This window comes from Brevibacterium otitidis, assembly GCF_042429315.1.
In the GTDB taxonomy this organism is placed as follows: Bacteria; Actinomycetota; Actinomycetes; order Actinomycetales; family Brevibacteriaceae; genus Brevibacterium; species Brevibacterium otitidis.
On the sequence record NZ_JBHMAU010000022.1, the window covers coordinates 40,490 to 64,598 of the forward strand.

At 68.4% G+C, this 24,109-nt stretch carries 21 protein-coding genes and 1 tRNA gene; 4 read left to right on the forward strand and 18 right to left on the reverse strand.

Annotated features, from left to right (window positions below):
- Positions 1-97: 97 nt before the first annotated feature.
- The 9 genes from ACFFN1_RS02370 to mfd all read right to left on the reverse strand — a co-directional run bounded on the left by ACFFN1_RS02370 (position 98) and on the right by mfd (position 11,954).
- Positions 98-1,471, reverse strand: a complete 1,374-nt coding sequence (locus ACFFN1_RS02370) for an NAD(P)/FAD-dependent oxidoreductase (protein ID WP_376838233.1) — start codon at positions 1,469-1,471, stop codon at positions 98-100.
- A 46-nt stretch (positions 1,472-1,517) separates the two neighbouring features.
- The gene (locus ACFFN1_RS02375; RefSeq protein WP_376838235.1) at positions 1,518-2,834 is read right to left on the reverse strand and encodes a S8 family serine peptidase; all 1,317 of its coding nucleotides are present in this window, start codon (positions 2,832-2,834) and stop codon (positions 1,518-1,520) included.
- 8 nt (positions 2,835-2,842) lie between these two features.
- Complete coding sequence (locus ACFFN1_RS02380) at positions 2,843-3,868, reverse strand: Ppx/GppA phosphatase family protein (protein WP_376838238.1); 1,026 nt, start codon at positions 3,866-3,868, stop codon at positions 2,843-2,845.
- Positions 3,869-3,969: 101 nt separating this feature from the next.
- A complete protein-coding gene (locus tag ACFFN1_RS02385; RefSeq protein WP_376838240.1) occupies positions 3,970-4,473 on the reverse strand; it encodes a DUF501 domain-containing protein in 504 nt (167 codons plus the stop codon).
- Positions 4,470-5,042, reverse strand: a complete 573-nt coding sequence (locus tag ACFFN1_RS02390) for an FtsB family cell division protein (protein ID WP_376838242.1) — start codon at positions 5,040-5,042, stop codon at positions 4,470-4,472. Before ACFFN1_RS02390 ends, ACFFN1_RS02385 begins: the two co-directional genes overlap by 4 nt.
- Before the next feature lie 292 nt (positions 5,043-5,334).
- Positions 5,335-6,615 (reverse strand): phosphopyruvate hydratase, encoded by a 1,281-nt coding sequence (eno, locus tag ACFFN1_RS02395; protein WP_376838244.1) that lies wholly within the window; start codon positions 6,613-6,615, stop codon positions 5,335-5,337.
- A gap of 71 nt (positions 6,616-6,686) precedes the next feature.
- The gene (locus ACFFN1_RS02400; protein WP_376838246.1) at positions 6,687-7,463 is read right to left on the reverse strand and encodes a tyrosine-protein phosphatase; all 777 of its coding nucleotides are present in this window, start codon (positions 7,461-7,463) and stop codon (positions 6,687-6,689) included.
- Positions 7,438-8,346 (reverse strand): MazG nucleotide pyrophosphohydrolase domain-containing protein, encoded by a 909-nt coding sequence (locus ACFFN1_RS02405; RefSeq protein ID WP_376838248.1) that lies wholly within the window; start codon positions 8,344-8,346, stop codon positions 7,438-7,440. The genes ACFFN1_RS02400 and ACFFN1_RS02405 overlap by 26 nt, the downstream gene beginning before the upstream one ends.
- Entirely contained in the window at positions 8,343-11,954 is a 3,612-nt protein-coding gene (gene mfd / locus ACFFN1_RS02410; protein ID WP_376838250.1) for a transcription-repair coupling factor, read from the reverse strand. Before mfd ends, ACFFN1_RS02405 begins: the two co-directional genes overlap by 4 nt.
- Before the next feature lie 77 nt (positions 11,955-12,031).
- On the opposite strand from mfd, the gene ACFFN1_RS02415 reads away from it, so the two are divergent.
- Entirely contained in the window at positions 12,032-12,754 is a 723-nt protein-coding gene (locus ACFFN1_RS02415; RefSeq protein ID WP_376838253.1) for a rhomboid family intramembrane serine protease, read from the forward strand.
- Between the two features lie 69 nt (positions 12,755-12,823).
- Here the strand turns inward: ACFFN1_RS02415 and pth are convergent, their stop codons facing one another.
- The 5 genes from pth to ACFFN1_RS02440 all read right to left on the reverse strand — a co-directional run bounded on the left by pth (position 12,824) and on the right by ACFFN1_RS02440 (position 17,170).
- A complete protein-coding gene (pth, locus tag ACFFN1_RS02420) occupies positions 12,824-13,417 on the reverse strand; it encodes an aminoacyl-tRNA hydrolase (RefSeq protein WP_376838254.1) in 594 nt (197 codons plus the stop codon).
- 234 nt (positions 13,418-13,651) lie between these two features.
- Positions 13,652-14,320, reverse strand: a complete 669-nt coding sequence (locus ACFFN1_RS02425; protein WP_376838257.1) for a 50S ribosomal protein L25/general stress protein Ctc — start codon at positions 14,318-14,320, stop codon at positions 13,652-13,654.
- Positions 14,321-14,626: 306 nt separating this feature from the next.
- Positions 14,627-15,607, reverse strand: a complete 981-nt coding sequence (locus tag ACFFN1_RS02430) for a ribose-phosphate diphosphokinase (protein ID WP_376838259.1) — start codon at positions 15,605-15,607, stop codon at positions 14,627-14,629.
- The gene (glmU, locus tag ACFFN1_RS02435) at positions 15,604-17,064 is read right to left on the reverse strand and encodes a bifunctional UDP-N-acetylglucosamine diphosphorylase/glucosamine-1-phosphate N-acetyltransferase GlmU (protein WP_376838261.1); all 1,461 of its coding nucleotides are present in this window, start codon (positions 17,062-17,064) and stop codon (positions 15,604-15,606) included. The genes ACFFN1_RS02430 and glmU overlap by 4 nt, the downstream gene beginning before the upstream one ends.
- Positions 17,065-17,098: 34 nt before the next feature.
- Positions 17,099-17,170 (reverse strand) — tRNA-Gln (locus tag ACFFN1_RS02440).
- Between the two features lie 76 nt (positions 17,171-17,246).
- On the opposite strand from ACFFN1_RS02440, the gene ACFFN1_RS02445 reads away from it, so the two are divergent.
- Positions 17,247-17,633 carry a hypothetical protein gene (locus ACFFN1_RS02445; RefSeq protein WP_376838263.1) on the forward strand — a complete coding sequence of 129 codons (387 nt, stop codon included), beginning with the start codon at positions 17,247-17,249 and terminating at the stop codon, positions 17,631-17,633.
- A 122-nt stretch (positions 17,634-17,755) separates the two neighbouring features.
- Complete coding sequence (gene pcrA / locus ACFFN1_RS02450) at positions 17,756-20,359, forward strand: DNA helicase PcrA (RefSeq protein WP_376838264.1); 2,604 nt, start codon at positions 17,756-17,758, stop codon at positions 20,357-20,359.
- 170 nt (positions 20,360-20,529) lie between these two features.
- On the opposite strand, the gene ACFFN1_RS02455 is transcribed toward pcrA, so the two are convergent.
- From ACFFN1_RS02455 to purN, 4 genes are all read right to left on the reverse strand, one after another.
- Complete coding sequence (locus ACFFN1_RS02455) at positions 20,530-20,712, reverse strand: antitoxin (RefSeq protein WP_376838266.1); 183 nt, start codon at positions 20,710-20,712, stop codon at positions 20,530-20,532.
- Between the two features lie 218 nt (positions 20,713-20,930).
- Positions 20,931-21,113 carry a hypothetical protein gene (locus ACFFN1_RS02460; protein WP_376838268.1) on the reverse strand — a complete coding sequence of 61 codons (183 nt, stop codon included), beginning with the start codon at positions 21,111-21,113 and terminating at the stop codon, positions 20,931-20,933.
- Positions 21,114-21,300: 187 nt separating this feature from the next.
- Positions 21,301-22,848, reverse strand: coding sequence for a bifunctional phosphoribosylaminoimidazolecarboxamide formyltransferase/IMP cyclohydrolase (gene purH / locus ACFFN1_RS02465; protein ID WP_376838269.1), 1,548 nt, complete (start codon positions 22,846-22,848; stop codon positions 21,301-21,303).
- 51 nt (positions 22,849-22,899) lie between these two features.
- Positions 22,900-23,517 (reverse strand): phosphoribosylglycinamide formyltransferase, encoded by a 618-nt coding sequence (gene purN / locus ACFFN1_RS02470; protein WP_376838271.1) that lies wholly within the window; start codon positions 23,515-23,517, stop codon positions 22,900-22,902.
- A 106-nt stretch (positions 23,518-23,623) separates the two neighbouring features.
- Between purN and ACFFN1_RS02475 the strand changes: the two genes are divergently transcribed.
- Positions 23,624-24,076 carry a hypothetical protein gene (locus tag ACFFN1_RS02475; RefSeq protein ID WP_376838273.1) on the forward strand — a complete coding sequence of 151 codons (453 nt, stop codon included), beginning with the start codon at positions 23,624-23,626 and terminating at the stop codon, positions 24,074-24,076.
- Positions 24,077-24,109 lie beyond the last annotated feature (33 nt).

A 24,109-nucleotide genomic window follows, 5' to 3' on the forward strand; every position in this document is an offset into this window, starting at 1 on the left:
GAAGAGCGCAGGTGCAGACAGCTGCAGACGAAAACACTCGTGGGGACCCCAACGGGATCCCCACGAGTGTTGCCTTCAGCTCAGGTGAGCGTCACGGTCAGGCCTTGGCCGGTTCCTTCTTGGGGGCCGGCTTCGAGTGTGCGGCGTCGACGAACGACTTGCGCGGCACATCGAGGTCCTTGAGCGGCATGACATCGCGACCGAAGACGAAGTTGAGCGCCCAGTTGCCGAACACGCGGACCTTGCGGTCGACGGTCGGGATCGCGTAGCCGTGGTAGCCGCGGTGCATGAGCCAGGCGAGCAGGCCGCGGGCTTCGAAGTCACCCATCTGCGAGACACCCTGGTACAGACCCAGACCAGCGACCGAGCCGATGGTCTTGTGGAAGTACTGGCGGAACTCGGTCTCACCGCGCAGCGCGGCGAGCACATTGGCGGCCAGCACCGGAGCCTGGCGCACAGCGTGCTGCGCGTTGGGCACGCAGTAGCCGCCCACGCCGCCGCCGGAGAGGTCCGGAACAGCAGCGTTGTCACCGGCAGCCCAGGCACCTTCGACAACACCGTCTTCGCCTTCGACGCGCAGATCGGCGCGCACGGTGACGCGGCCGCGCTCGTCGAGCGGCAGGTCGGAGTCGACGAGCAGCGGGTTGGCCTTGACGCCGGCGCTCCAGACGACGGTGTCGCAGTCGAACTCTTCACCGTTGGACAGCTTGATGTGCTTGTCGGTGCAGTCCTGCAGGAAGGTCTCGAGGTAGACGTCGATGCCGCGCTCGCGCATGTGCTCGACGACCCAGCGGGCCTGTGCCTCGCCGACCTCCGGCATGACGCGGCCCATCGCCTCGACGAGCACGAAGCGCAGATCGGCTTCGGTCAGGGTCTCGTACTGGGCGACAGCCGCGCGAGCCATGTTCTCCAGCTCGGTGAGGATCTCGATGCCGGCGAATCCACCGCCGACGAAGACGAAGGTGAGCAGCCGGCGGCGCTCCTCATCGTCGTCGAGCAGCGAGGCCTCGGAGATGTTGTTGAGGACGTGGTCGCGCAGGGCGACGGCCTCTTCGATCCGCTTGAGGCCGATGGCCTCTTCGGCCAGGCCCGGGATCGGCAGGGTGCGGGCCACGGAGCCGGCGGCGAGGATGAGCTGGTCGTAGTCGAGCTCGAAGGGCTCATCGCCTTCTGGTTCGACGGTGACGAACTTGTCAGCGTGGTTGATCGACCGGACGTAGCCGGTGACGACCTCCGCGCCCTTGAGGTTGCGGCGCAGCGGCACGACGGCGTGACGCGGCTCGATCGAGCCGGCTGCCACCTCGGGCAGGAACGGCTGATAGGTCATGTAGGGGTTGGGGTCGACGACAGTGACCGTTGCTTCGCCGCGACCCAGGTTCTTCAGCAGATTCTGGGCGGTGACGAGGCCGAGGTAGCCGCCTCCGACGATGAGAATACGAGGACGCAGTTTGCTGTTTCGAATCAGTGCCATAGCCCCATACTAGCGACCGCGCCGAGGTTTGTGAAAACTTTCACTTTCACTCCGGGGGTGCTGCGGAACCCCCGTCAGATGGCCGCACACGCCGCATTCGGGCGATCCCGGCGGTGATGAGCGCGGTGCCGGCCAGCGCGCCGATGATGAGCACGGCCGGTCCCGCCGCCGAGGCGGTGGCCGGTTTGATCTGCGCCTTGCCTTCAGCGGAAGTCTCCTTGCCGGATTCAGCACCCGGCTGGGCCTCCTGCTGCGGTGCTGCGCCGCGGCGATGCATGGTGATCCAGTCGGCGAGTTCGTTTCTGGCTGAGGGCACGGTCTTCGGCACATCGGCGCGCAGGGCTGCCGGCGGGTCGATCCGGCCGTGACCGACGACCGGGTCGGGCTGCTCGGGTGTCGTCGTGCCGTCATGGCCGTCGACTGCGGCAGCGCTGGCGTAGAGCTTGGCGACGACCTCATCGGCGCTCAGCTCCGCGTCATCGCTGCGGATGAGGGCGGCGACGCCGGCGACGACGGGCGCGGCGAAGGAGCAGCCGTTGCCGGTGCCGTAGCCGCCGCCGGGCAGCGGGACGGGGATGTCCTCGGCCGGCCCCATGAGGTCGACGGCGATGCCCGGGGCGGTCGACTCCTCGCGCACGGTGCCGTCGGTGCCGAGTCCGCCGATGCCGACGACCCCGGGCACCGTCGACGGCGCCCAGGCTCTGCGCGCGCCCTGGGAGCGGTTGCCCACGCAGGCGACGACGACGACATCGTGTTCGAAGGCGTAGGCGAAGGCCTCATCCCAGTCCTGCTCCCAGGTGGGGTCGTCCCAGCCCAGTGACATGTTGACGACATCGGCGCCTTCGTCGACGGCCCACCGGAGTGCGGCCGCCGCCTGCTGCCGGGACGGTGGGGACGCCTCGGGCCGGTCGCTGCCGAGCCACATCGAGGCGGACAGCAGCTTCGCATCCGGGGCCACGCCCATCGGCCCCGGCCCGGTGCCGTTGCCAGCGATGACCCCGGCGACGGCGGTGCCGTGGTGGATGATCGCCTCACCGCCGAGCGGGGTGGTGCCGTCGGCGCCGGTTTCGGAGAAGTCCTTGGCACCGGTGACGGTGCCGGTGAGGTTCTCGTGGTCGGCCTCGATGCCGGAGTCGATGACGGCCACGGTGGTCCCGGCGCCGGTGGTGGTCTTCCACATCTCGTCGATGCCGTAGTCCTCGATGAACCACTGCCCCGGCCCGGCCTCCGGTGCGGCGTGGGCCGGGCCCGAGGTGAGACTCACCTGGGCGAGGCTGCCGCCGGCGGCCAGCAGCAGTGCCGTGGCACCGGCGGCCAGCCGCCTGAGACGGCGGCGCTGGAGGGGAGGGCGGGAGGTGGGCATCGGGCTTCTCAGCTGTCGGTGGCGGTGCGGGTGGCGGCAGTGCCGGCACTGCGGTTCGTGCGGGAGGCGAGGCCGATGGCGATGCCGTCGAGGATGTCGGTCTCGCTGGCGTAGATCTCCGGGTTCGTGCCGGCATCGGCGGTGATACGTTCGATGAGGCGGGAGAAGATGAGCGCGCCGGAGCCGATGACATCGACGCGACCCGGATGCATGAACGGCAGACCAGCGCGCTTCTCGCGGGTCATGTGCAGCAGCTCCCGGCAGGTGGCGGCCAGCTCCTCGGCCGGCAGCCAGGCGGCGTGGATCGCCGCGGGAACATAGTCATCCAGTCCGAGCATCGCCGCGGTCACGGTGGTGATGGTGCCGGCGACACCGATGACGGTGCGCACACCGGCGATGTCGACATCTGCGCGAGCAGCGTCATAGGCGGCGTCGATATCGGCGATGGTGGCCGCCACCTCGGCATCGGTGGGCGGGTCGCTGTGCAGATGGCGTTCGGTCAGGCGCACGCACCCGATGTTCATGCTGTGCGCGCCGCTGAGCGCAGCACCGGCTGTCGCGTCACCGGTGACGAGCTCGGTCGAACCGCCGCCTAGGTCCATGACGAGGAACGGACCGGCCGGGGAGGGGTCGGCTGCGGCCTGCACGCCGACGGTCGCGCCGAGGAAGGACAGCTCGGCTTCTTCCAGCCCGCTGATGACCTCGGCCTCGACGCCGAAGCGCGCGCGGATGCCGGCGAAGAACTCCTCGCGGTTGGCGGCATCCCGGCTGGCGGAGGTGGCGACGAAGCGCACCGCATCCGGGGCGTGCTCGCGAATGAGCGCGGCGTAGTCATCGCAGGCAGCGAAGGTGCGTTCGAGGGCCTCCTCGGCGAAGCGGCCGGTGGCGTCAACGCCCTGGCCGAGGCGCACAATGCGCATCTCGCGCACCACATCGGTCACCGTCACCGGCCCGCCGTCGGCAGGAGTGGTGATGTCGGCGATAAGGAGGCGGATCGAATTGGTTCCGCAGTCGATGGCAGCAGCACGGGTCATGGCCTCAGCCTAATGGCTCTGCTGCCTTTTCTGCGGATGGCTCAAGGTGCCCACGCGCGAAGCGCGTCGACGTCAGGCGGCGCGGGCCCGCGGCAGGTGACTCACGCCTCGGCGACGGCCGGAACCCCGTCCATCATGGTGAGCGCCAGATCGCCGATCGGGTTGACGCCCGGCCCGGCGGCCAGGGCATGGCCGACGAGCGCATGGAGGCATTTGATGCGGGTGGGCATGCCGCCGGCGGAGAAGTCGTCGATCTCCTCGACCTCACCGAGCCCGGCGTCGAGGCCGATCTGCCTGCGGGCCTCAAGATAGGCGCGGTGGGCCTGACGGTAGGCGGTCTGGAGGTCGTCGTCAGCGGCGAGCTGTTCGCTCATCTGCGCCATGACACCAGCGGCTTCGAGGCGGGAGCATTCGGTGACATATGCCGGATGCGTCAGATAGAAGGTCGTGGGGAACGGCGTGCCGTCCTCCAGGCGGGGTGCGGTTGCGACGACGAGCGGCTCACCGGCCTTCGAGCGGGCTGCGACACCGACGACTCCGCGCGGGATCCGGCCGAGCTGGGCGCGGATGGTGTCGAAGTCTGCTGGGGTGCATTCGGTGATCATGGGCTCTCTTCTGTTGCGAAACCGACGGCCTTGAGAGAATCTACCAGCTCGATGTACCACGGCTGGTTGCGCACGGTGCGCTTCTCTGCAGCGCCGGCGGCTGCGCTTTCGGCGGCGGTCTCCTCCGCGGTGTCGTCGATGACGATGTAGACCTCTTCACCGTCCTTGGCGTAGTGGTAGTCCTCGCGGGCCCGCTGGGCGAGGTAGTCGGGATCCTTGAACTGCGCCTGGCGCTCCTTGAGGTCGGCGACCTCCTGTTCGGTGACCTCGATATCGCGCTCCAGGGCGGCGATCTGCTGGTACTGGGAGACGCCGGTGGAGATCGAGGGCAGGAACATCGACAGCAGCATCACGGCCACGATACCGAGGATGATGGTGCGGGCGGGGAGCCTGCGGCCGGCTGCGGTCGCGTCGATCTCTGTGCTGGAGAGGTCGACGACCGGCTGAACGCGCCTGGAACGCGCTGCCGGGGAGGTCTGGCTCTTGGCCGATTTGGGTTTGCGCGAGGCAGCGGCTTTCCGCTTGGCGACTTTGGCGCGCCGCTGTGCTGCCGAGGACGTCGGAGCCATTGCCACCTCATGAGCTGATCAGGGGAAGAAAGGTGCGTGTGGTTCTCAGTCTGCCCTCAACGGCTGCCGGCCACCGTCATTTGGCGCGGCGTGTTCGCATAAGCGCCGCGGCATGCACGCAACATGTGTGCGGCCTGTGCACCGCCTGCAGCCGGCCATCACGCACGAGGTGGGGCGCACGATCACGCGTGCACCCCACCTCGGGAACGGCTCAGCGAGCAGGTCAGCTCAGCGACCGGGCTCAGCGAGCAGGTCAGCTCAGCGAGCCAGGCTCAGTCAGTCGCAGCCAGCCTCAGTCGCGGAAGCGCGGGAAGGCCGCACGGCCGGCGTAGCGGGCGGCGTCGCCGAGCTGCTCTTCGATGCGCAGCAGCTGGTTGTACTTCGCCACGCGCTCCGAGCGGGCCGGGGCACCGGTCTTGATCTGGCCGGCGTTGGTGGCCACCGCCAGGTCGGCGATCGTGGTGTCCTCGGTCTCGCCGGAGCGGTGCGAGATCATGCAGGTGTAGCGGTTCGTGTGGGCCAGGGAGACCGCGTCGAAGGTCTCGGTGAGCGAACCGATCTGGTTGACCTTGACGAGCATGGAGTTCGCAGCACCGGACTCGATGCCGCGGCGCAGCCGCTCCGGGTTGGTGACGAACAGGTCGTCGCCGACGATCTGCACCTTGTCTCCGAGCTCGGAGGTCAGCTCGACCCAGCCGTCCCAGTCGTTCTCATCGAGGGGATCCTCGATCGAGACGAGCGGGTAGCGCTCGACGAGATCGGCGTAGTAGGCGGTCATCTCCGAGGCGGTCTTCTGCTGCCCCTCGAAGAGGTAGGCGCCGTCCTTGAAGAACTCGCTGGAGGCCACATCGAGAGCGAGCGCCACGTCCTTGCCGGGCTTGCGGCCGGCCTGCTCGAGGGCCTCGATGATGAGGTCGAGGGCCTCGGAGTTCGACTCCAGGTTCGGGGCGAAGCCGCCCTCATCGCCCAGGCCGGTCGACAGGCCGCGGTCCTTGAGCACGGCCTTGAGAGCGTGGTAGACCTCGGTGCCCCACTGCAGGGCTTCGCGGAAGCTCGCAGCCCCGATCGGGGCGATCATGAATTCCTGGATGTCGACGTTCGAGTCGGCATGCGAACCGCCGTTGAGGATGTTCATCATCGGCACCGGCATGAGGTGGGCGTTGGGGCCGCCGAGGTAGCGGTACAGCGGCAGGTCCGCCGACTGTGCGGCGGCGCGGGCGACGGCGAGGGAGACGCCGAGGATCGCATTGGCGCCGACGCGGGACTTGTTGTCGGTGCCGTCGGTGTCGATCATCGCCTGGTCGACGAGCCGCTGCTCTTCGGCCTCGAAGCCGGCGATGGCGTTGTTGAGGTCGTCGAGCACGGCGTCAACGGCCTGCTGGACGCCCTTGCCCAGGTAGCGGTCGGGGTCGCTGTCGCGCAGTTCGACGGCTTCGAACTCACCGGTCGAGGCACCCGAGGGCACGCCGGCGCGGCCGACGGCTCCGTCTTCGAGCAGCACTTCGACCTCGACGGTCGGATTGCCGCGGGAGTCGAGGATCTCGCGGGCGTTGGCAGCAATGATTTCGGCCACAGTGGTCTCCTTCAAGCCTTGGGACGTCAGCTACAGGGGGTTCGGCGGGTACACGGTCTACGCGATTCAGCTTAGCCGACGCGGGCAGGTGCCACGAGGGCGGCGCGCAGCTCCTCGACCGCCTCGGGGTTCATGCCGTGGGTGCGCAGATAGCCGGCCACTCCCCCGTACTCCGTGTCGAGGCGCTCCAGCACTCCGGTGATGAGCGCAGCCGGAGCCTGGGTGGCGGTCTCCGAGAGGTTGGCGACGATGCCGGCCTGGGCGAACTTCGAGCCGAGTGCGGCGAGGAACTCTGCGCCCAGATAGCGTTCGGTGGCGGTGTAGTCGTCGATGACGTGCTGCCGCGGCACGTCGATGAGGCTGAGGACGAAGGCGGTGAGCACGCCGGTGCGGTCTTTGCCGGCCGAGCAGTGGATGAGCACCGGGGTGCGCACCCGCGAGGCGATCGTCTCGACACCGGCGGCCAGGCTGGGGCCGAACTCGTCGATCATCGTCTGGTAGATCGTCGGCAGGGAGTGGTCGCGCAGCTGCAGGCGATCAGCCCGGTCGCGGTCAAGGGGATAGTAGCGGTTGCCGAACAGCGGCAGCGCGATGTGCTCGACATCGAGGCCGTCGAGGGCATCGGGGGCGCGGTGGACCTCGCGCTCCTCGCGCAGGTCGATGACGGTGCGCAGCCGGAGTTCGCGCAGCTGGGCGCGGGATTCATCGGTGAGGTTGTGCAGGCCGTCGGAGCGGTAGAGCACGCCGCGGGCCACGGTGCCGCCTGCAGTCGGCCAGCCGCCGACATCGCGGAAGTTGAAGGTGCCCGGGATCGGGATCCGCTCAGCTGTCTGCCTCATCTGTGCCATCTGCACCCTCCTGCCGTGCGCGGCTGCGTGCCTGTTCGACAGCCGCGGCCTCCGCCTCGGAGGTTACCCGACGCAGCGCGGCCTCTGCGTCGAGGCCCTGCGCATGGGCCTGCGCGACGAGTGCGAACAGCGCCCGGCCGAGCACCTGCTCCCCCGCCGCAGCGCCAGCCGCCGTTCCCGAGGTGGTGGTTGCCGTTCCCGAGGTGGTGGTTGCCGTTCCCGAGGTGCCGGCCGGCTCTGCCGCCGGGGGCGTGAGTTCGAGGCGTTCGATCCGGCCGAGCACCGACTGCGCGCGGGTGAGCGCCGGCACGCTGGCCGGCAGCGAGTCGAAGGACGCGCGAGCGGCAGCCGCCGCCTGCTCGGCAGGGTCCTGTGGGCCACCGCCCTGAGCAGCAGCCTCCTGCCGGGCGCGGCGTTCGGCGGCTTTGATCGCCTCGTAGCGGCGTTCGACCTCGGCGATGTCGACCGGTGCACTCGAGTCGAAGACGTGCGGGTGCCGGCGGATGATCTTCTGGGTCAGCCGCTCATCGATCCGGCTGATCGCCTCGGCCGCCAGCGGCTCGCCGGGCAGCTCCTCGTGGTCGTCCATCGAGGCGAGCGGCTGCCCGCCGGCGGCCCGCCGGTCGAGCAGCGCGGCGTGGAAGAGCACCTGGTAGAGCACATCGCCGAGCTCGCCCTCCACCTCGGCGGCGGTCTGCGCATTCGGCTCAGCAGCGTAGTCATCGAGGGCGCCGATGAGCTCATGGGTCTCCTCGATGAGGTGCTTCTGCAGTCCCGTATGGGTCTGCGCGGCACCCCACGGGCAGCGCGCGATGAGATAGGCGACCGCCTCGGCGGCGCTCATCGCCGAGGTGTCCGGGCGCTGCCAGCGGGGTTCCGTCACTTCCCGTCCCCCGCTTCGGGCCCGGCCTGCTCACCGGCGGCGTCTGCCGACCCGACCGGCGCCTCGGAAGCGGGCAGGATCGCATCGAGGAACTGGTGGACCCAGTCGATGAGCTCGCGGTCGACGAGGTCCTTCTTGTCGAACCCGGCCCCGGCCTGCGGTTTGGGCACCTGGATGGCCCGCAGCGCCGGCTTGATGAGCGACTTCGGGTACAGCCGCTTGAGGCGCACGATCTGCGAATCGGCAAGCTCCACCGGCGCGAAGCGGATCGTATTGCCCACCGACAGGATCTCCTGCACCCCCGAGGCGCGTGCGCGGATGCGCAGACGCGCGATCTCGGCCAGCACCTCGACCGCCTCGGGATAGGGGCCGTAGCGGTCGGTGAGCTCCGCGAGCACTTCGGCGATCTCCGCATCATCCGCGGCGGCAGCGAGCTTGCGGTAGGCCTCCAGGCGCAGGCGCTCGTGTTCGACATAGTCGGTGGGCAGGTGCGCGTCGATCGGCAGTTCGATGCGCATCTCCGCGACCTCCTCCTCGCCTTCGCCGCGGAAGTTCGCGACCGCCTCGCCGACGAGCCGGACGTAGAGGTCGAAACCGACGCCCTCGATGTGCCCGGACTGCTGACCGCCGAGCAGGTTCCCGGCCCCGCGGATCTCCAGGTCCTTCATCGCCACCTGCATGCCGGCGCCGAGCTCGGTATGGGCGGCCACGGTCTGCAGGCGGTCGTGGGCAGTCTCGGTCAGCGTCGTATCGGCCGGGTAGAGGAAGTAGGCGTAGGCACGCTCCCGGGAGCGGCCCACCCGTCCGCGCAGCTGGTGCAGCTGGGACAGGCCCATCCGGTCGGCGCGGTCGACGATGAGGGTGTTGGCATTGGCGATGTCGATGCCGGTCTCGACGATCGTCGTGCACACGAGCACGTCGTACTGCTTCTCCCAGAAGTCGACGATGACCTGCTCCAGGCGCTGCTCGCTCATCTTGCCGTGTGCGACGGCGATCCTGGCTTCGGGGACGAGTTCGGCGAGGTGGGCGGCGGTCTTCTCGATGTCCTGCGTGCGGTTGTGGATGAAGAAGACCTGACCTTCGCGCAGCAGCTCACGCCGGATCGCCGCGGTCACCTGCTGGTCCTCGTATTTGCCGACATAGGTGAGCACCGGGTGGCGGTCCTCCGGCGGGGTCGCCAGGGTCGACATCTCCCGGATCCCGGTCACCGCCATCTCCAGGGTACGCGGGATCGGGGTCGCCGACATCGCCAGCACATCGACGTTCGTGCGCAGCGCTGTGAGGGTCTCCTTGTGCTCAACCCCGAAGCGCTGCTCCTCATCGATGATGACGAGCCCGAGGTCCTTGAACTGCACTTCCCCCGAGAGCAGCCGGTGGGTGCCGATGACGAGGTCGAGGGTGCCGTCCTTGAGGTCCTGCTTCGTCTTCTCCGCCTCGGCTGCGGTCTGGAAGCGGGAGAGCTTGCCGACGGTGACCGGGAAGCCGGAGTAGCGTTCGGAAAAGGTGTCGAAGTGCTGCTGGACGAGCAGGGTCGTCGGCACGAGCACGGCGACCTGCTTGCCGTCCTGGATCGCTTTGAAGGCCGCACGCACCGCCACCTCGGTCTTGCCGTAGCCCACATCGCCGCAGATCAGCCGGTCCATCGGGATCGGCTTCTCCATATCGGCCTTGACCTCGTCGATCGTCGTAAGCTGATCGGGGGTCTCCATGTAATGGAAGGCGTCTTCGAGCTCACGCTGCCACGGGGTGTCGGGGGCGAAGGCGTGCCCGGAGGTCGCGCGGCGGGCCGAGTACAGGTGGATGAGCTCGCGGGCGATCTCCTTGACCGCCTTGCGGGCCTTCGACTTCGTCTTCGCCCAGTCCGAGCCGCCCATCTTGTTGACCGTCGGCGACTCCCCGCCGACGTAGCGGGTCACCTGGTCGAGGGAGTCCGAGGGCACATAGAGGCGGTCGCCGGGCTGGCCGCGCTTGCTGGGCGCGTATTCGATGACGAGGTATTCGCGGGTGTGGGACTGCGGGCCGCGGCCCATCGTGCGGGCGACCATCTCGACGAAGCGGCCCACGCCGTGCTGTTCGTGCACGACATAGTCACCGGGCTTGAGGTCGAGCGGGTCGACCTGGTGGCGCTTGCGGCGGGCGGGCAGCCGGCGCATATCCCGGGTCGAGGTGGCCGCGGCACGGCCGAGCACATCGGCCTCAGTCAGCACCGCGAAGCGCATCTCGTCGATGACGAAGCCGCCGTAGTCGGCGGCCGTCGTCACGGTCACCGCACCCGAGGTGGTGGGCTCGGTGAGATCCTCGGCGAACCGGGCCGGCACATCGGCGTCGGAGAACACCTCGACCATCCGCTCAGCCGGTCCGCGGCCTTCGGTGAGCACGCACACGTCCCAGCTGTCGTGGATGAGGGCGCGCACATCGGTGAGGATCGCCTCGACGTCGCCGGCGTAGCCGCGCGGCTGCCGGCCGGGGACTTCGAGGACGGTGTCACCGGTGGCTTCGGACAGTTCGGCGTCGCGGGCGAACCCGCCGATCTCCCACCACGGCAGACTGCGGGTGGCGGCCGCCTCGCGGGTCTCCTCCAGGGTGCGGAAGCTCGCCGGGGACAGGTCGATGGGCGCCTCGCCGCCGGCGGCAGCCGAGGTCCAGGCGGCGGCGAGGAACTCCTCGGTCGTGGCGACGAGGTCCTCGGCACGGGCGGCGACCTTCTCCGGGGCGGTCACGAGGATGCGGCTGCCGGCCGGGAGGGTGTCGACGAAGGACTCCATGCCCTCGGCGAGCACCGGGGCGAGGGACTCCATGCCTTCGACGGCGATGCCGTCGGCGATCTTGGCGAGCATCTCGGCAGCCTGCGGCAGCTGCGGGATGAGGTTCTGGGCGCGTTCGCGCACGGCTGCGGTCAGCAGCACCTCGCGGCAGGGCGGGGCCCACAGGGTGTAGACGGCATCCTCGACGGTCGGCAGGGAGCGCTGGTCGGCGACAGAGAAGGGGCGGATCTCATCGACCTCATCGCCGAAGAACTCGATGCGCAGCGCCTGGTCGTCCGTCGGCGGAAAGATGTCGAGGATGCCGCCGCGCACCGCATACTCGCCGCGGCGGGAGACCATATCGACTCGCGAGTAGGCGAGATCGGAGAGCTGTTCGGCCAGGTCCGCGAGCTCGACCTCATCACCGACCCTGAGCGACACCGGTTCGAGCTCGCCGAGCCCGGTGACAATCGGCTGCAGAAGCGCACGGACCGGGGCGATGACGACCCGCAGCGGATCAGCGCCGGGATGGCTGAGGCGGCGCAGCACCGACAGCCGGCGACCGACGGTGTCCGAACGCGGGGAGAGCTTCTCATGCGGCAGGGTCTCCCAGCTGGGGAACACCATGACCGAGGCGGCCGGCAGGTAGTCGGCGAGCGCACGTTCGAGGTGATCGGCTTCCCGGCCGGTGGCGGTGACGGCCAGCAGCGGGCCGGAGGCGGACGCATCGGCCATAAGCGACGGCCACAGTCCGGCGATCGCGCTGATGGAGCCGCCGGCGGCAGCGGTGTCGGCCAGTGCCGTCTGGGCAGCGCTGTAGGAGGTGTTGCTTTGCAGGAGGCGGGAGATTCCGGTCACAGACACGCGCCCAAGTCTACTCGGCATGGCCGGTTCGTGGGTGTCTGCGGCGGGCTGTCAGCTTCGCCTGGGAGAATGGGGTCATGAGCTACGACAACTTCGGTCTGCCCGGCGATCGCACCTCTGCCTCCCCAACAGGCCGTCGCGGCACCGGCCCAGCAGGTGCGGGTTCAGGGCTGTCGGCCCTCAGCGCGACCGTCGGCTCCCGGGTGCTGCAGCCGGCGCTGCTGCTCGCACTCATGTGGGTCATCGCCTTCGCCGACTTCATCCTGCCCGGCTCCTTCAACGGCCTCGGCGTGCGCTCCTGGAACCTCACCGGGCTGCTCGGTGTGGCGTTCGCGCCGCTGCTGCATTCGGGCTGGCCGCACCTGGTCGCCAACACGATCCCGTTCTTCGTCCTCGGTGTGCTCGTCTCCGCTGAGGGCATCCGCCGCTTCTGGTTCGTCACCATCACCGCAGCACTCGTGAGCGGGCTCGGCGCTTGGGTCGTCAACACGCCCGGCACCCTCACTGTCGGGGCCTCCGGCCTCGTGTTCGGCTACTTCGGCTACCTCATCATGCGGGCGGTGTTCACCGATTCGATCATGCGCCGGCTCATGTTCGGCGTCATCGGCCTGCTCGTCATCTTCCTCTACGGCGGTTCGATGCTGCTCGGCGTGCTGCCGCTGTACCCCGGCATCTCCTGGCAAGGTCACCTCTTCGGCGCGATCGGCGGCGGACTGGCCGCCTGGATCGCCGGTCAGCCCAGCTGGCAGCGGCTGAGCGGCGAAACCACCGCACCGCGCCGCACCGGCGGGCTGTACTGAACCAGCTCGCGCCGCGCCGCCGGAACACGCCAGCTTCACAACCGCTCCCCCGGCTCCTGCCGAGGCCGGCTACCGGGAGTGGTACTTCTGCTGGGTCTCCGTCAGCCCCTCGGTCACGAGCATCTCGACGGCATCGGCGAGATCGCTGATGAACATCGGCAGGGTCTTCTTCTCATCGGTGGTGAAGGGCCGCAGCACGAATGCCGCAGTGTCCATCCGGCCCGGCGGCCGGCCGACTCCGGCCCGCACCCGCAGATAGTCTTTGGTGCCCAGCGCTTGGGTGATCGACCGCAGCCCGTTGTGGCCGCCCTCTCCCCCGCCGCGCTTGAGCTTGATGGCGTCGAAGTCGAGGTCGACATCGTCGTGGATGACGATGAGGTTCTCCGGCGGGACCGAGTAGAAGTCGAGCAGTCCGCGGGTCGGACCGCCGGTGACGTTCATATAGCCGAGCGATTTCGCCAGCACCACCCGCGGCCCGGGCAACCCACCGGAGCCGAGCAGCCGGCCCATCGACGCAACCGCGCCGTGCTTGGTCTTCGTCAGCGTCAGGCTCATCCGGTCGGCGAGCTCGTCGACCGTCATCTGGCCGATGTTGTGCCGAGTGGGTGCATAGCGCGCACCCGGATTGCCCAGCCCTATGACAAGCCATGTCTGATCGGCCATCGCTGCCTTCCTCCGCTCCAGCCGCACCGGCGGCGTCCTTCAGCTGTCTACCGTAGCGATTCTGTCGGGCCGACGGTGCTTAGATCAGGCTTACTTCCGGCCCGGCGTGCGCCTGCCGGCGCGCCTGTCTGCGCTGCTGCCGCGCCCGAGGCGGCGTGCGCCGAAACGTGCGAAGGCGGCAGATCCTGCGCAGGATCTGCCGCCTTCGTGCAGCTGGTCAGCTGAGGGAGAGGATCACTCCTCTTCGCCTGCAGCCTCCTCGCCGCCGGCCTCAGCCTCGTCAGCAGCCGGGGCGCCGGTCGCAGCAGCGACCTCTTCGTCCACGGCGTCGGACTCAAGCTCAGCCTCAAGCTGCTCTTCGGACAGCTCGGCGGAGATGTTGACCATGAGCAGCTCCGGATCGTCGACGAGCTCCGAGCCCTCCGGAACGGCGACATCGCCGGCGTAGATGTGCTCGCCGACGCCGCGTCCCTCGATGCTGATCTCGACGGACTCCGGCAGGCTGGTGGCCTCGGCCAGCAGACGGATGAGCTGGTTGTCGACGGAGACGACGGTGCCGGGGGCGGCTTCGCCTTCGATGACGACCGGGACCTCAACCTCGATCTTCTCGCCGCGCTTGACGATGATGAGGTCGAGGTGCTCGATGTTGTGGGTCACCGGGTGACGCTGGATGTCACGGGCGATGGCCAGGCGGTTCTTGGCGCCGTCCGGGCTCTCGATCTCGAGCAGGGCGTTGGGCATCTTCATCGCCATCATGGTGGCGTGGCCGTCGAGGGTGAGGTGCACCGGGTCTTCGCCGTGTCCGTAGAGGACTGCGGGGATCTTGTCTTCGCGACGCAGACGGCGGGCAGCGCCCTTGCCGAAGTCGTCACGGCGTTCAGCGATGAGCTTGAAGTCAGCCATTTTCTTCTCCTTCGTGGTGTCAGCACCACGGCGGACGAGCCTCGTGGTGCGCCCTGCCCGGCACCCTGCTGCGGGGCCGTCGGCGCTGCCGCGCCGGAGAAGGGGCTGTACGAGAACCGCGTCGATCACGGAAACATGGGGTTTCCCTCGCCGAGGTAACAGACCAATGGTACTCAGCCGGCGCCTCGGCGGCAAAACGACCGCCGGCCCCGGCAGAACGAGCCCGGCAACCAGCAGAACGACTGCGGCGCCCCGGCTCAGGCCGAGGCGCCGCAGCGGATGCCAGCGCAACAGGCGGGAGTCAGATCAGTTGCCTTCGAGTTCGAAGAGGCTGGTGACCGAACCGTCTTCGAACACCTCGTGCACAGCGCGGGCCAGCAGCGGGGCGATCGAGAGCACGGTGAGCTTGTCGAACTTCTGCTCCTCAGCCAACGGCAGCGTGTTCGTGACGATGACCTCCGAGGCACACGAGTTCTTCAGCCGCTCGACAGCCGGGCCGGAGAACACCGCATGGGTCGAGACGATGATGACGCCCTTGGCGCCGGCCTCCATACAGGCGTCAGCGGCCTGGATGATGGTGCCGCCGGTGTCGATCATGTCGTCGACGAGCACTGCGGTGCGGCCTTCGACATCGCCGACGACGCGGTTGGCCTTCGTCTGGTTGGGCCGGTTGATGTCGCGGGTCTTGTGGATGAAGGCCAGCGGCACACCGCCGAGGGCCGAGGACCAGTTCTCTGCGACCTTGATGCGTCCGGCATCCGGGGACACGACGGCGAGTTCGCCGGGATGGTTCTGCTTGACGTAGTCGGCCAGGATCGGCAGGGCCACGAGGTGGTCGACCGGACCGTCGAAGAAGCCCTGGATCTGCGCGGTGTGCAGGTCGACGGCGATGATCCGGTCGGCACCTGCCGCACGGTACATATCGGCGACGAGGCGGGCGGAGATCGGCTCGCGGCCGCGGTGCTTCTTGTCCTGGCGGGCGTACGGGAAGAACGGGGCGATGACGGTGATCCGCTTGGCCGAGGCGCGCTTGAGCGCATCGACCATGAGCAGCTGCTCCATCAGCCAGTCGTTGATCGGCGCGCAGTGGGACTGCATGACGAAGACATCGGAGCCGCGCACCGACTCGGAGTAGCGGACGTAGATCTCGCCATTGGCGAAGTTGTAGATATCGGCCGGCAGCAGCTCGGTGCCGAGGCACTCGGCGACCTGCTCGGCCAGCTCCATGTTCGAACGTCCGGTGACGAGGACGAGCTCCTTCTCACCAGCAGCCGTGATCTTCTTCACTGTTCCGACTCCTTCTGCGCCTGCTGAGCAGCGTCGGCGGCCTCCGCAGCGGGAGTGCCGGGACGGTTCTTCACTACCCAGTCCTCAACATTACGCTGTGGGGCCACGGTGATCGCCAGCGCCCCCGGCGGTACGTCCTTGCGGATCACGGTGCCGGCCCCGGAATAGGCGCCGTCGCCGACGGTCACAGGTGCGACGAACATCGTGTCCGAGCCGGTGCGGCAGTAGGAGCCGATGGTGGTGCGGTGCTTGTTGACGCCGTCGTAGTTGACGAACACCGAGGAGGCACCGATGTTGGAGTACTCGCCGATCGTGGCGTCGCCGACATAGCTGAGGTGCGGGACCTTCGAACCGGTGCCGATCGAGGCGTTCTTCGTCTCGACGAAGGTGCCGATCTTGCCTTCGGTGCCCAGTTCGGTGCCCGGCCGCAGATAGGCGAAGGGGCCGACGGTGGCGTTCTCGCCGATGACGGCCAGCTGCCCGTGGGTGCGCACCACCTGCGCGCCGGCCCGCACCTCGGTGTCGGTGAGCGTGGTGTCGGGGCCGATGACGGCATCGGAGGCGATATCGCAGGCGCCGTAGAGCTGCACGCCCGGCAGGATCGTGGCGTCGGGGGCGAGGGTGGCATCGGCGTCGATCCACGTGGTGTCCGGGTCGACGACGGTGACGCCGGAGCGCATCCAGTGTTCGATGACGCGGCGGTTGAGCTCCTTGCCCAGCTGTGCGAGCTGGATGCGGTCATTGGCGCCCTCGACCTGCCAGAAGTCGTCGATCGCCCGCGCGGTGACAGTGCCGCCGGCGGCGCGGGCGATGCCGATGACATCGGTGAGGTACTTCTCGGCCTGGGCGTTGTCGGTGCCGACCTGGGCGAGGGATTCGCGCAGCACCGCGGCGTCGAAGGCGTAGATGCCGGAATTGATCTCGCAGATGCGCTTCTCGTCCTCGGTGGCGTCCTTCTCCTCGACGATCCGCGCGAGGTCGCCGGCGGCATCACGGACGATGCGGCCGTAGCCCTGCGGACGCGCCACCTCGGCGGAGAGCACCGTGACCGCACCGGAGCGCTCCTCGTGGAAGGCCACGAGATCCGTGAGCGTCTCAGCCGTCAGCAGCGGCACATCGCCATAGGTGACGACGACGGTGCCGGTGAGGTCCTCCGGCAGCTGGGTGAGCGCACATTCGGCAGCGCGCCCGGTGCCGGGCACATCGTCCTGGTCGGCGACGAGCACCTGCCGGTCGATCGCCTCGGCGATGGTCGCAACATGCTCAGCGACCTGCTCGCGGGCATGGCGCAGCACGACGACGAGGTGCTGCGGCTGCGCGCCGGCGGCGGCGTTGATCGCGTGATGGAGGAGCGAGCGTCCGCCGATCGGGTGCATGACCTTGGGCGTGGCGGATTTCATTCTCGTACCTGCACCAGCTGCCAGCACGATGACGGCTGCGGGGCGGTTGGCGGTCATGTCTCTCCTTCATCCGGTCGGCCGGTCCGACGCGCTCCGCCCATAGGATTCGAACCTATACTGCACGGCTCCAAAGGCCGGCGTGCTGCCATTACACCAGGGCGGATCATGCAATCCCGGCCCGCACGCAGGCTCCGGCACCGCGATCACTCCGCCACAATCTTGCCACTAGACTGAAGCCTATGGAAATTCTTCGCGATATTCTGCTTTTCCTCCATCTGCTCGGCATGGCGATCATCATCGGCGGCTATCTCGCCACCGTGCGCCGCCCGCATGTGATGCCGGGAATGCTCCATGCGGCCTACCTCCAGCTCGTCACCGGCCTGGGTCTCGTCGCCATCGTGGAGATGTCCGGCGACCCGACAGGCGTCTTCCACGTCAAGGTCGGCATCAAGGTGCTGCTGGCGATCGCCGTCACCGCCACCGCGTTCCTCGGCAACCGCAAGCAGAAGCAGGCAGCAGCCGCCGACGATGCCGCCCCTGCCGCCGGCTCCGCACCGAGCGCCGGGCTCGCCCACGCCACCGCCGTCTTCGCGGTCCTCGCGGTGCTCGTCGCCGTGTTCATCTGAGCGCGGACTCCGCTTCTCTCTGCTGCCGGTGCCGGCGCCCCATCATGGGGCGCCGGCATCTGCGTTCCCGAGCTCGCGGGCACCTTGGCGGTGTCAGAGCCGGTTGGTAGATTGCTAAGACCATGTCTTCACTCTTCGAGTTCCTCAACACCGCCCCGGATGCTCCGCCGCCGCATGCCGCTCTGCCGGAGATGCCCGTGCCCGAGGCGCCGGCTGACTTCGCTGACATCGCCCACCCGGCCGACGACCCGGGTGCCGATGATGTCGCCGGCGACCACCTCGGCGGCGGCGACATGGCCGTGGGCGCGGGGCCGGGTGCCGGCCACCGCCTCGGCGCCGGGGATCCGGCTGAGCTGCTCGACGGGCTGAATCCGGAGCAGACCGCAGCGGTCACCCATGCCGGTGCGCCGCTGCTCATCGTCGCTGGTGCGGGTTCGGGCAAGACGACGGTGCTGACCCGCCGGATCGCCTATGCGCTGCGCACCGGACGGGCCCACCCGGGGCAGGTGCTGGCGATCACCTTCACGAACAAGGCCGCCAAGGAGATGCAGGAGCGCATCGGCTCGCTCATCGGCCCGCAGGCCCGCGCGATGTGGGTCTCGACGTTCCACTCCGCATGTGTACGGATCCTCCGGCGCGAGGCGAAGACGCTGGGCATGAAGTCGAACTTCGCGGTCTACGATGCGCAAGATTCGCTGCGGCTCATCACGCAGGTCGCCCGCGAGGCCGAGGTCGACGTCAAGCGCTTCACCCCCAAGTCGCTGCAGCATCGGATCTCCGCGCTCAAGAACGACCTCATCACCGCTGAGGACTATGCCGGGCAGGCGCGGATGGACAATCCGGCCGACCAGGCCGTCGCCGAGGTGTACCGCCGCTATGCTGAGCGGCTGCGGCTGGCGAACGCCTTCGACTTCGATGACCTCATCATGGAGACCGTCTATCTGCTCGGCGCCTTTGATGATGTCGCCGCCCATTACCGCAGCCGGTTCCGGCACATCCTCGTCGATGAGTACCAGGACACGAACCCGGCGCAGTATGCGCTCATCCGGGCTCTCGCCGGGGCGGATGCCGATCATCTGTCTGCTGAGCTCACCGTCGTCGGCGATGCCGACCAGTCGATCTACGCCTTCCGCGGCGCGACGGTGCGCAATATCGTCGAGTTCGAGAAGGACTTCCCGCAGGCGCGCACGATCCTGCTGGAGCAGAACTACCGCTCGACGCAGAACATCCTCTCTGCGGCCAATGCCGTCATCGCCAACAATGAGGACCGCAAGGACAAGCGGCTGTGGACGGCTGCCGGTGATGGTGCGCCGGTCGTCGGCTGGGTGGCGGAGAACGAACAGGCCGAAGCGCAGTTCATCGTCGACCGGATCGATGAGCTCATCGACGCCGGCGACACCGTCTACAGCGACTGCGCGGTGTTCTATCGGACGAATGCGCAGTCGCGTGCGATCGAAGATGCTCTCGTGCGTGCCGGCATGCCCTACCGGGTGGTCGGGGGCACGCGCTTCTATGAGCGCAGGGAGATCAAGGACGCGCTGGCCTATCTGCGGGTGCTGGCCAATCCGGCCGATGATGTGAACCTCAGGCGCATCATCAATGTGCCCAAGCGGTCGATCGGCGATCGCACGGTCGCGATGCTCGGTGCCTTCGCCGAACGGGAGCGGGTGACGTTCTTCGAAGCTCTCGAACGTGCTGATGAGGTGCCGGGGCTGTCGAGCCGGGCGCAGGGGCCGCTGCAGAAGTTCCGGGCGCTGTTCGCTGATCTGCAGTCGACGGCCGAAGGTGCGCAGGTGGCGCGAGTGCTCGAATCGGTGCTCGAGCAGACCGGCTATCTGGCAGAGCTGCAGGCCAGCACGGATCCGCAGGATGAGTCGCGGGTCGACAACCTCGCCGAGCTCGTTGCGGTGGCAGAGGCCTTCGATGCCCGCAGTGAGAGCGCGAGCCTCGATGACTTCCTCGAGCTCGTCTCCCTGTCCTCGGATGCTGATCAGATCCCGGATGAGGAGGCCGGGGAGGTCACGCTCATGACACTGCACACCGCCAAGGGTCTGGAGTTCCCCACGGTGTTCCTCACCGGCATGGAGGACGGCAGCTTCCCGCACCAGCGCTCCTTCAACGACCCGGCCGAGATGTCCGAGGAGCGGCGTCTGGCCTATGTGGGTCTGACGCGCGCGCAGAAGCGTCTCTTCCTCACCCGCGCTGAGACCCGCAGCATGTGGGGGCAGCCGCAGTACAACCCGCCCAGCCGGTTCCTCGGTGAGATCCCGGACTCCCTCATCGAATGGGAGAACACCGGCACCCTGTCGGCTGAGGCGCTCACCGCCGCCTCCGGCGGGTACGGCGGCGGGTATGGCTCCGGTGGATACGGCAGCGGCTACGGTTCCGGCGGCTATGACTCCGGCGGTTTCGGCGGGAACTCCTCCGGCAGCGGATACCGCGGCGGCTCCAGCGACTCGTCCGGCTTCCGCGCGAGCTCGGCTCCCCGCCCCCGCTCCACCTCGGGCGCCTCACAGCAGCCGGGCACCGGGTTCCCCAACCGGATCCGCCCCAACCGCGAAGTCATCCAGGTCGCAGTCGGCGACCGGGTGTCGCATGACTCCTTCGGCCTGGGCACCGTCCTGGAGGTCAAGGGCAGCGGCGACAAGACCGTCGCTGTCGTCGACTTCAAATCACTGGGCACCAAGCGGCTGCTCATGCGCTACGCCCCGATCGAAAAGCTCTGAGCCGCACACACCGGCGCCGCCCGCAGGTCCAGCGTTCAGGTCCAGCGTTCAGACCCAGCCAGCACGCATGACGAGCCCGCAGGCATGACGAAGGCCCAGCACTCACGGTGCTGGACCTTCGTCCTGTGAGCGGGCAGTCGCGGGGACTATCCCGTCAGCAGAAGCTCATGTCACTCGTTGCCGAGGTGCTTGTCGGCCTGACCACGGCCCTGATTGATCTGGTCGTCGAACTTGCCGCCGGTCATATCCGAGGCCTTGTCCGCGACCTTGTCGAGACCCTGGTCGCTGACCTGCTCACCCTTGTCCGAGTTCATTGCGTCCTTAGCCTTGTTGCCGAGATCTCCGAGTCCCATGTCAACTCCTTTTCGGTGGTCGACGTCCGGCCTGTCTAGCCAGCTTCTGCTTTCAGCGTTTCAAAGCAGCCGGCAGCTGTAAAGGCCTTTCGGCGCTGAGACGGCCGAGTTCACATGGTTTTCACACCCAAGCGCGGACGCTCATGTGCACTTCCCCACCGGCCTCTGCCCGTACCCGCGCCGATGAGCGGCCGCGAGACCTGCTCGCAGGCCACGTGTCAGTGGGAGGGGACGAGAAGGCTGAGCCCGGCCAAAGCACAGGCGAGGATCAGGATCGTGATGACATCGGTGCGGCGCGGCCGGTTGACCCACACCTCGCCGAGCCTGCCGGGCAGCATCCGCACGATGGCGAGCGCGAACAGCCCGGCGGCCAGGGTGAGACCGCCGAGACGGAAGTTCACGAGCACCACACCAGAGGACACGACGATCCACAGCAGCGTGACGAGCAGCGCCCAGTCCCGCCGGGTGGGGTTCGAGTACCGCCGCTTCCAGTAGATCCAGCGTTTGGAGAACCAGTTGCGGCCGCGACCGCGCGGCAGCGGCCGACGCTGGTGGCGCGGCGGCTGCCGGGATGCGGCGGCTGCGGACTCAGTGGAAGAAATGGCGGGTTCCTGTGAAGTACATCGTCACCCCGGCCTTCTCGGCTGCGGCGATGACCTCCTCATCGCGGATCGATCCGCCCGGCTGCACGATTGCGGCCACCCCTGCGCCGGTGAGGACTTCGAGTCCATCTGCGAAGGGGAAGAAGGCATCGGAGGCGGCGACAGAGCCCGCCACCCGGTCGCCGGCGCGGCTGACGGCCAGCTGCGCGGAGTCGACGCGGTTGACCTGTCCCATGCCCACGCCGACCGAGGCACCGCCAGCGGCGAGCAGGATCGCATTGGACTTCACCGCCCGGCAGGCCCGCCACGCGAAGCTCAGATCGCGCAGCTGCGCCTCATCGGCGGCCCGTCCGGCGACCAGCGTCCAGTTGGCAGGATCATCGCCTGCGGCCTGGAAGCTGTCGCGGTCCTGGACGAGCACACCACCGGAGATCTGCCGGAACTCCTGCGCATCCGGCTGCCAGTCGCCGAGTTCGAGCAGCCGCAGGTTCTTCTTCGTCTGCAGGATCTCCAGCGCCTCCGGCGCGAAGGACGGGGCGGCGAGCACCTCGGTGAAGATCGGCTTGATCGACTCCGCCAGTGCGACGCTGACCTCACGGTTGGCGGCGATGACCCCGCCGTAGGCCGAGACCGGGTCGCAGTCGTGGGCGAGGCGGTGGGCTGCTGCGACATCGTCAGCCACGGCGATGCCGCACGGGTTGGCGTGCTTGATGATCGCCACGGCCGGTTCCTCGAAGTCGTAGGCGGCGCGGATCGCAGCGTCGGTGTCCTGGTAGTTGTTGTACGACATCTCCTTGCCGCCCAGCTGCCTCGCTCCGGCGATGCCGCCGCCGGCAGGTCCCTGGTAGACCGCGGCCGCCTGGTGCGTGTTCTCGCCGTAGCGCAGGCTGTGCTTCTTGACAGCGGTGGCGGCGAAGAAGTCACCGGGCGCACCTTCGTCCGCCAGCTGTTCGGCCAGCCAGCCGGCGACCGCAGCGTCATAGGCAGCGGTGTGGGCAAAGGCGGCAGCAGCGAGCCGGCGGCGGGCAGCGAGGTCGAAGCCGCCGGATTCGGCTGCCGCGATGACCTCGCTGTAGCGTGCCGGGTCGGTGACGACCGCAACGCTCGGGTGGTTCTTCGCAGCCGCCCGGACCATCGCCGGTCCGCCGATGTCGATCTGTTCGACGCAGGCGTCGAAGTCCGCTCCCGAGGCGACGGTCTCGGTGAACGGGTAGAGGTTGACGACAACGAGGTCGAAGGCGTCGATGCCGAGCTCGTCGAGCTGGCGCAGGTGGTCGTCCTTGCGGGTGTCGGCGAGGATCCCGGCGTGGACCTTCGGGTGCAGGGTCTTGACGCGGCCTTCGAGGCATTCGGGGAAGCCGGTGACGTCCTCGACAGGGGTGACCTCGACGCCGGCAGCAGCGATCTGCTTGGCCGTCGAGCCGGTCGAGACGATCGACACTCCGGCAGTGGCGAGTCCGCCGGCCAGCTCGCTCAGGCCGGTCTTGTCGTAGACGCTGATGAGTGCGCGGCGGATCGGACGTTGGGCTTCCACAGGGCTCTCCTCTTCAGGGGTCGGGTCCTCAGGCTCAGGATTCAGATGATGCTATCGCGGCGGCCGGAAGCCGGTGACATGCCGGCCGTCGACGTGCAGCTCACCGTCTGCCAGGTGGGTGATGAGCTCGACGAGCAGCCGGCGCTCGACCTGGCGGATGCGTTCGTGCAGGGTGTCCTCGGTGTCCGTGGGGGCGACGCGCACCGGTTCCTGGGCGATGATCGGGCCGGTGTCGACGCCTGCGTCGACGAGGTGGATCGTCGAACCGGTGACCGTCACCCCGTAGGCGAGCGCATCGCTGACCCCGTGGGCGCCAGGGAAGGACGGCAGCAGCGCAGGATGGGTGTTGATGATGCGCTGCGGGAACCGGGTGATGAAGTCGGTGCCGAGGATCCGCATGAATCCGGCGGAGACCACCCAGTCGGGCTCATAGGCGGCGACCGCCTCGGCAAGCGCGATGTTCCAGTCGTCACGGGAAGCGTGCTCGCCGGGAGCGACGACGAAGGTCTCGATGCCGGCGCCTCGGGCGCGGTCGAGGACCTGCGCATCAGGGCGATCCGAGCCGATGGCGGCGATGGTGACATCAGCGGCCGGTGCGGGCCCTGCGAAGGCGTCGATGAGGGCCTGGGTGAGGGTTCCCGATCCGGAAGCGAGGGTTACGAGGCGCACAGCAGACATTCTATGCCAGCCGCTGGTGCTGCCTGGCTGGGGCTGTGTGTCAGTCCGGCTGGGGCTGTGTGTCAGTCCGGCTGGGGTTGTGTGTCAGACTGTTGCGGTGAGCCCCAGCGAAAACAGACCCAGCACCCACGACCAGCGCCCGCCGTCTGACAAGAGCTCAGGCGAGGATGCGCTCATGATGAAGCGCAACCGCGAGGGGCTGATCTTCACTCTGCTGCTCGGCGCTTCGCTGCTGGCGTCGCTGTATCCACTGCCGGCGAAGCTGTTCTCCGGGGTGTTCGCGCTCACCGCGCTCGTGTGGGCGGTGCGCTATTTCCTCGCCGGGCTGCGCACGCGCAGGACCGGCAGCTGGGTTGTCATGGGCATCTTCGGGGCGCTGGCCAGCGGCTGGATGATCCTGCAGACGATCGGCATGGCTGTCGTCTACCCGCAGCAGAAAGCCTATGAGGAGTGCCTCGCCTCTGCGGTGACGGAGCAGGCCAGCGTCGAATGCCAGTCCGAGCACCGCGCGCAGCTGACGAAGATGATCGAGGAGCTCGGCACCAGCTGAGCCGCCGCCCTTCGCGTCGCCCCGGCTGCCGGG

Coding starts and splice junctions, on each gene's coding strand:
- ACFFN1_RS02400 (WP_376838246.1), bottom strand. CDS start 7,463: ATGGCACAGATGAGGCAGACAGCTGAGCGGATCCCGATCCCGGGCACC.
- ACFFN1_RS02390 (WP_376838242.1), bottom strand. CDS start 5,042: ATGGCTCCGACGTCCTCGGCAGCACAGCGGCGCGCCAAAGTCGCCAAG.
- ACFFN1_RS02375 (WP_376838235.1), bottom strand. CDS start 2,834: ATGCCCACCTCCCGCCCTCCCCTCCAGCGCCGCCGTCTCAGGCGGCTG.
- ACFFN1_RS02455 (WP_376838266.1), bottom strand. CDS start 20,712: ATGGGACTCGGAGATCTCGGCAACAAGGCTAAGGACGCAATGAACTCG.
- pth (WP_376838254.1), bottom strand. CDS start 13,417: ATGGCCGATCAGACATGGCTTGTCATAGGGCTGGGCAATCCGGGTGCG.
- ACFFN1_RS02380 (WP_376838238.1), bottom strand. CDS start 3,868: ATGACCCGTGCTGCTGCCATCGACTGCGGAACCAATTCGATCCGCCTC.
- ACFFN1_RS02415 (WP_376838253.1), top strand. CDS start 12,032: ATGAGCTACGACAACTTCGGTCTGCCCGGCGATCGCACCTCTGCCTCC.
- pcrA (WP_376838264.1), top strand. CDS start 17,756: ATGTCTTCACTCTTCGAGTTCCTCAACACCGCCCCGGATGCTCCGCCG.
- glmU (WP_376838261.1), bottom strand. CDS start 17,064: ATGACCGCCAACCGCCCCGCAGCCGTCATCGTGCTGGCAGCTGGTGCA.
- ACFFN1_RS02425 (WP_376838257.1), bottom strand. CDS start 14,320: ATGGCTGACTTCAAGCTCATCGCTGAACGCCGTGACGACTTCGGCAAG.
- ACFFN1_RS02445 (WP_376838263.1), top strand. CDS start 17,247: ATGGAAATTCTTCGCGATATTCTGCTTTTCCTCCATCTGCTCGGCATG.
- ACFFN1_RS02370 (WP_376838233.1), bottom strand. CDS start 1,471: ATGGCACTGATTCGAAACAGCAAACTGCGTCCTCGTATTCTCATCGTC.
- ACFFN1_RS02385 (WP_376838240.1), bottom strand. CDS start 4,473: ATGATCACCGAATGCACCCCAGCAGACTTCGACACCATCCGCGCCCAG.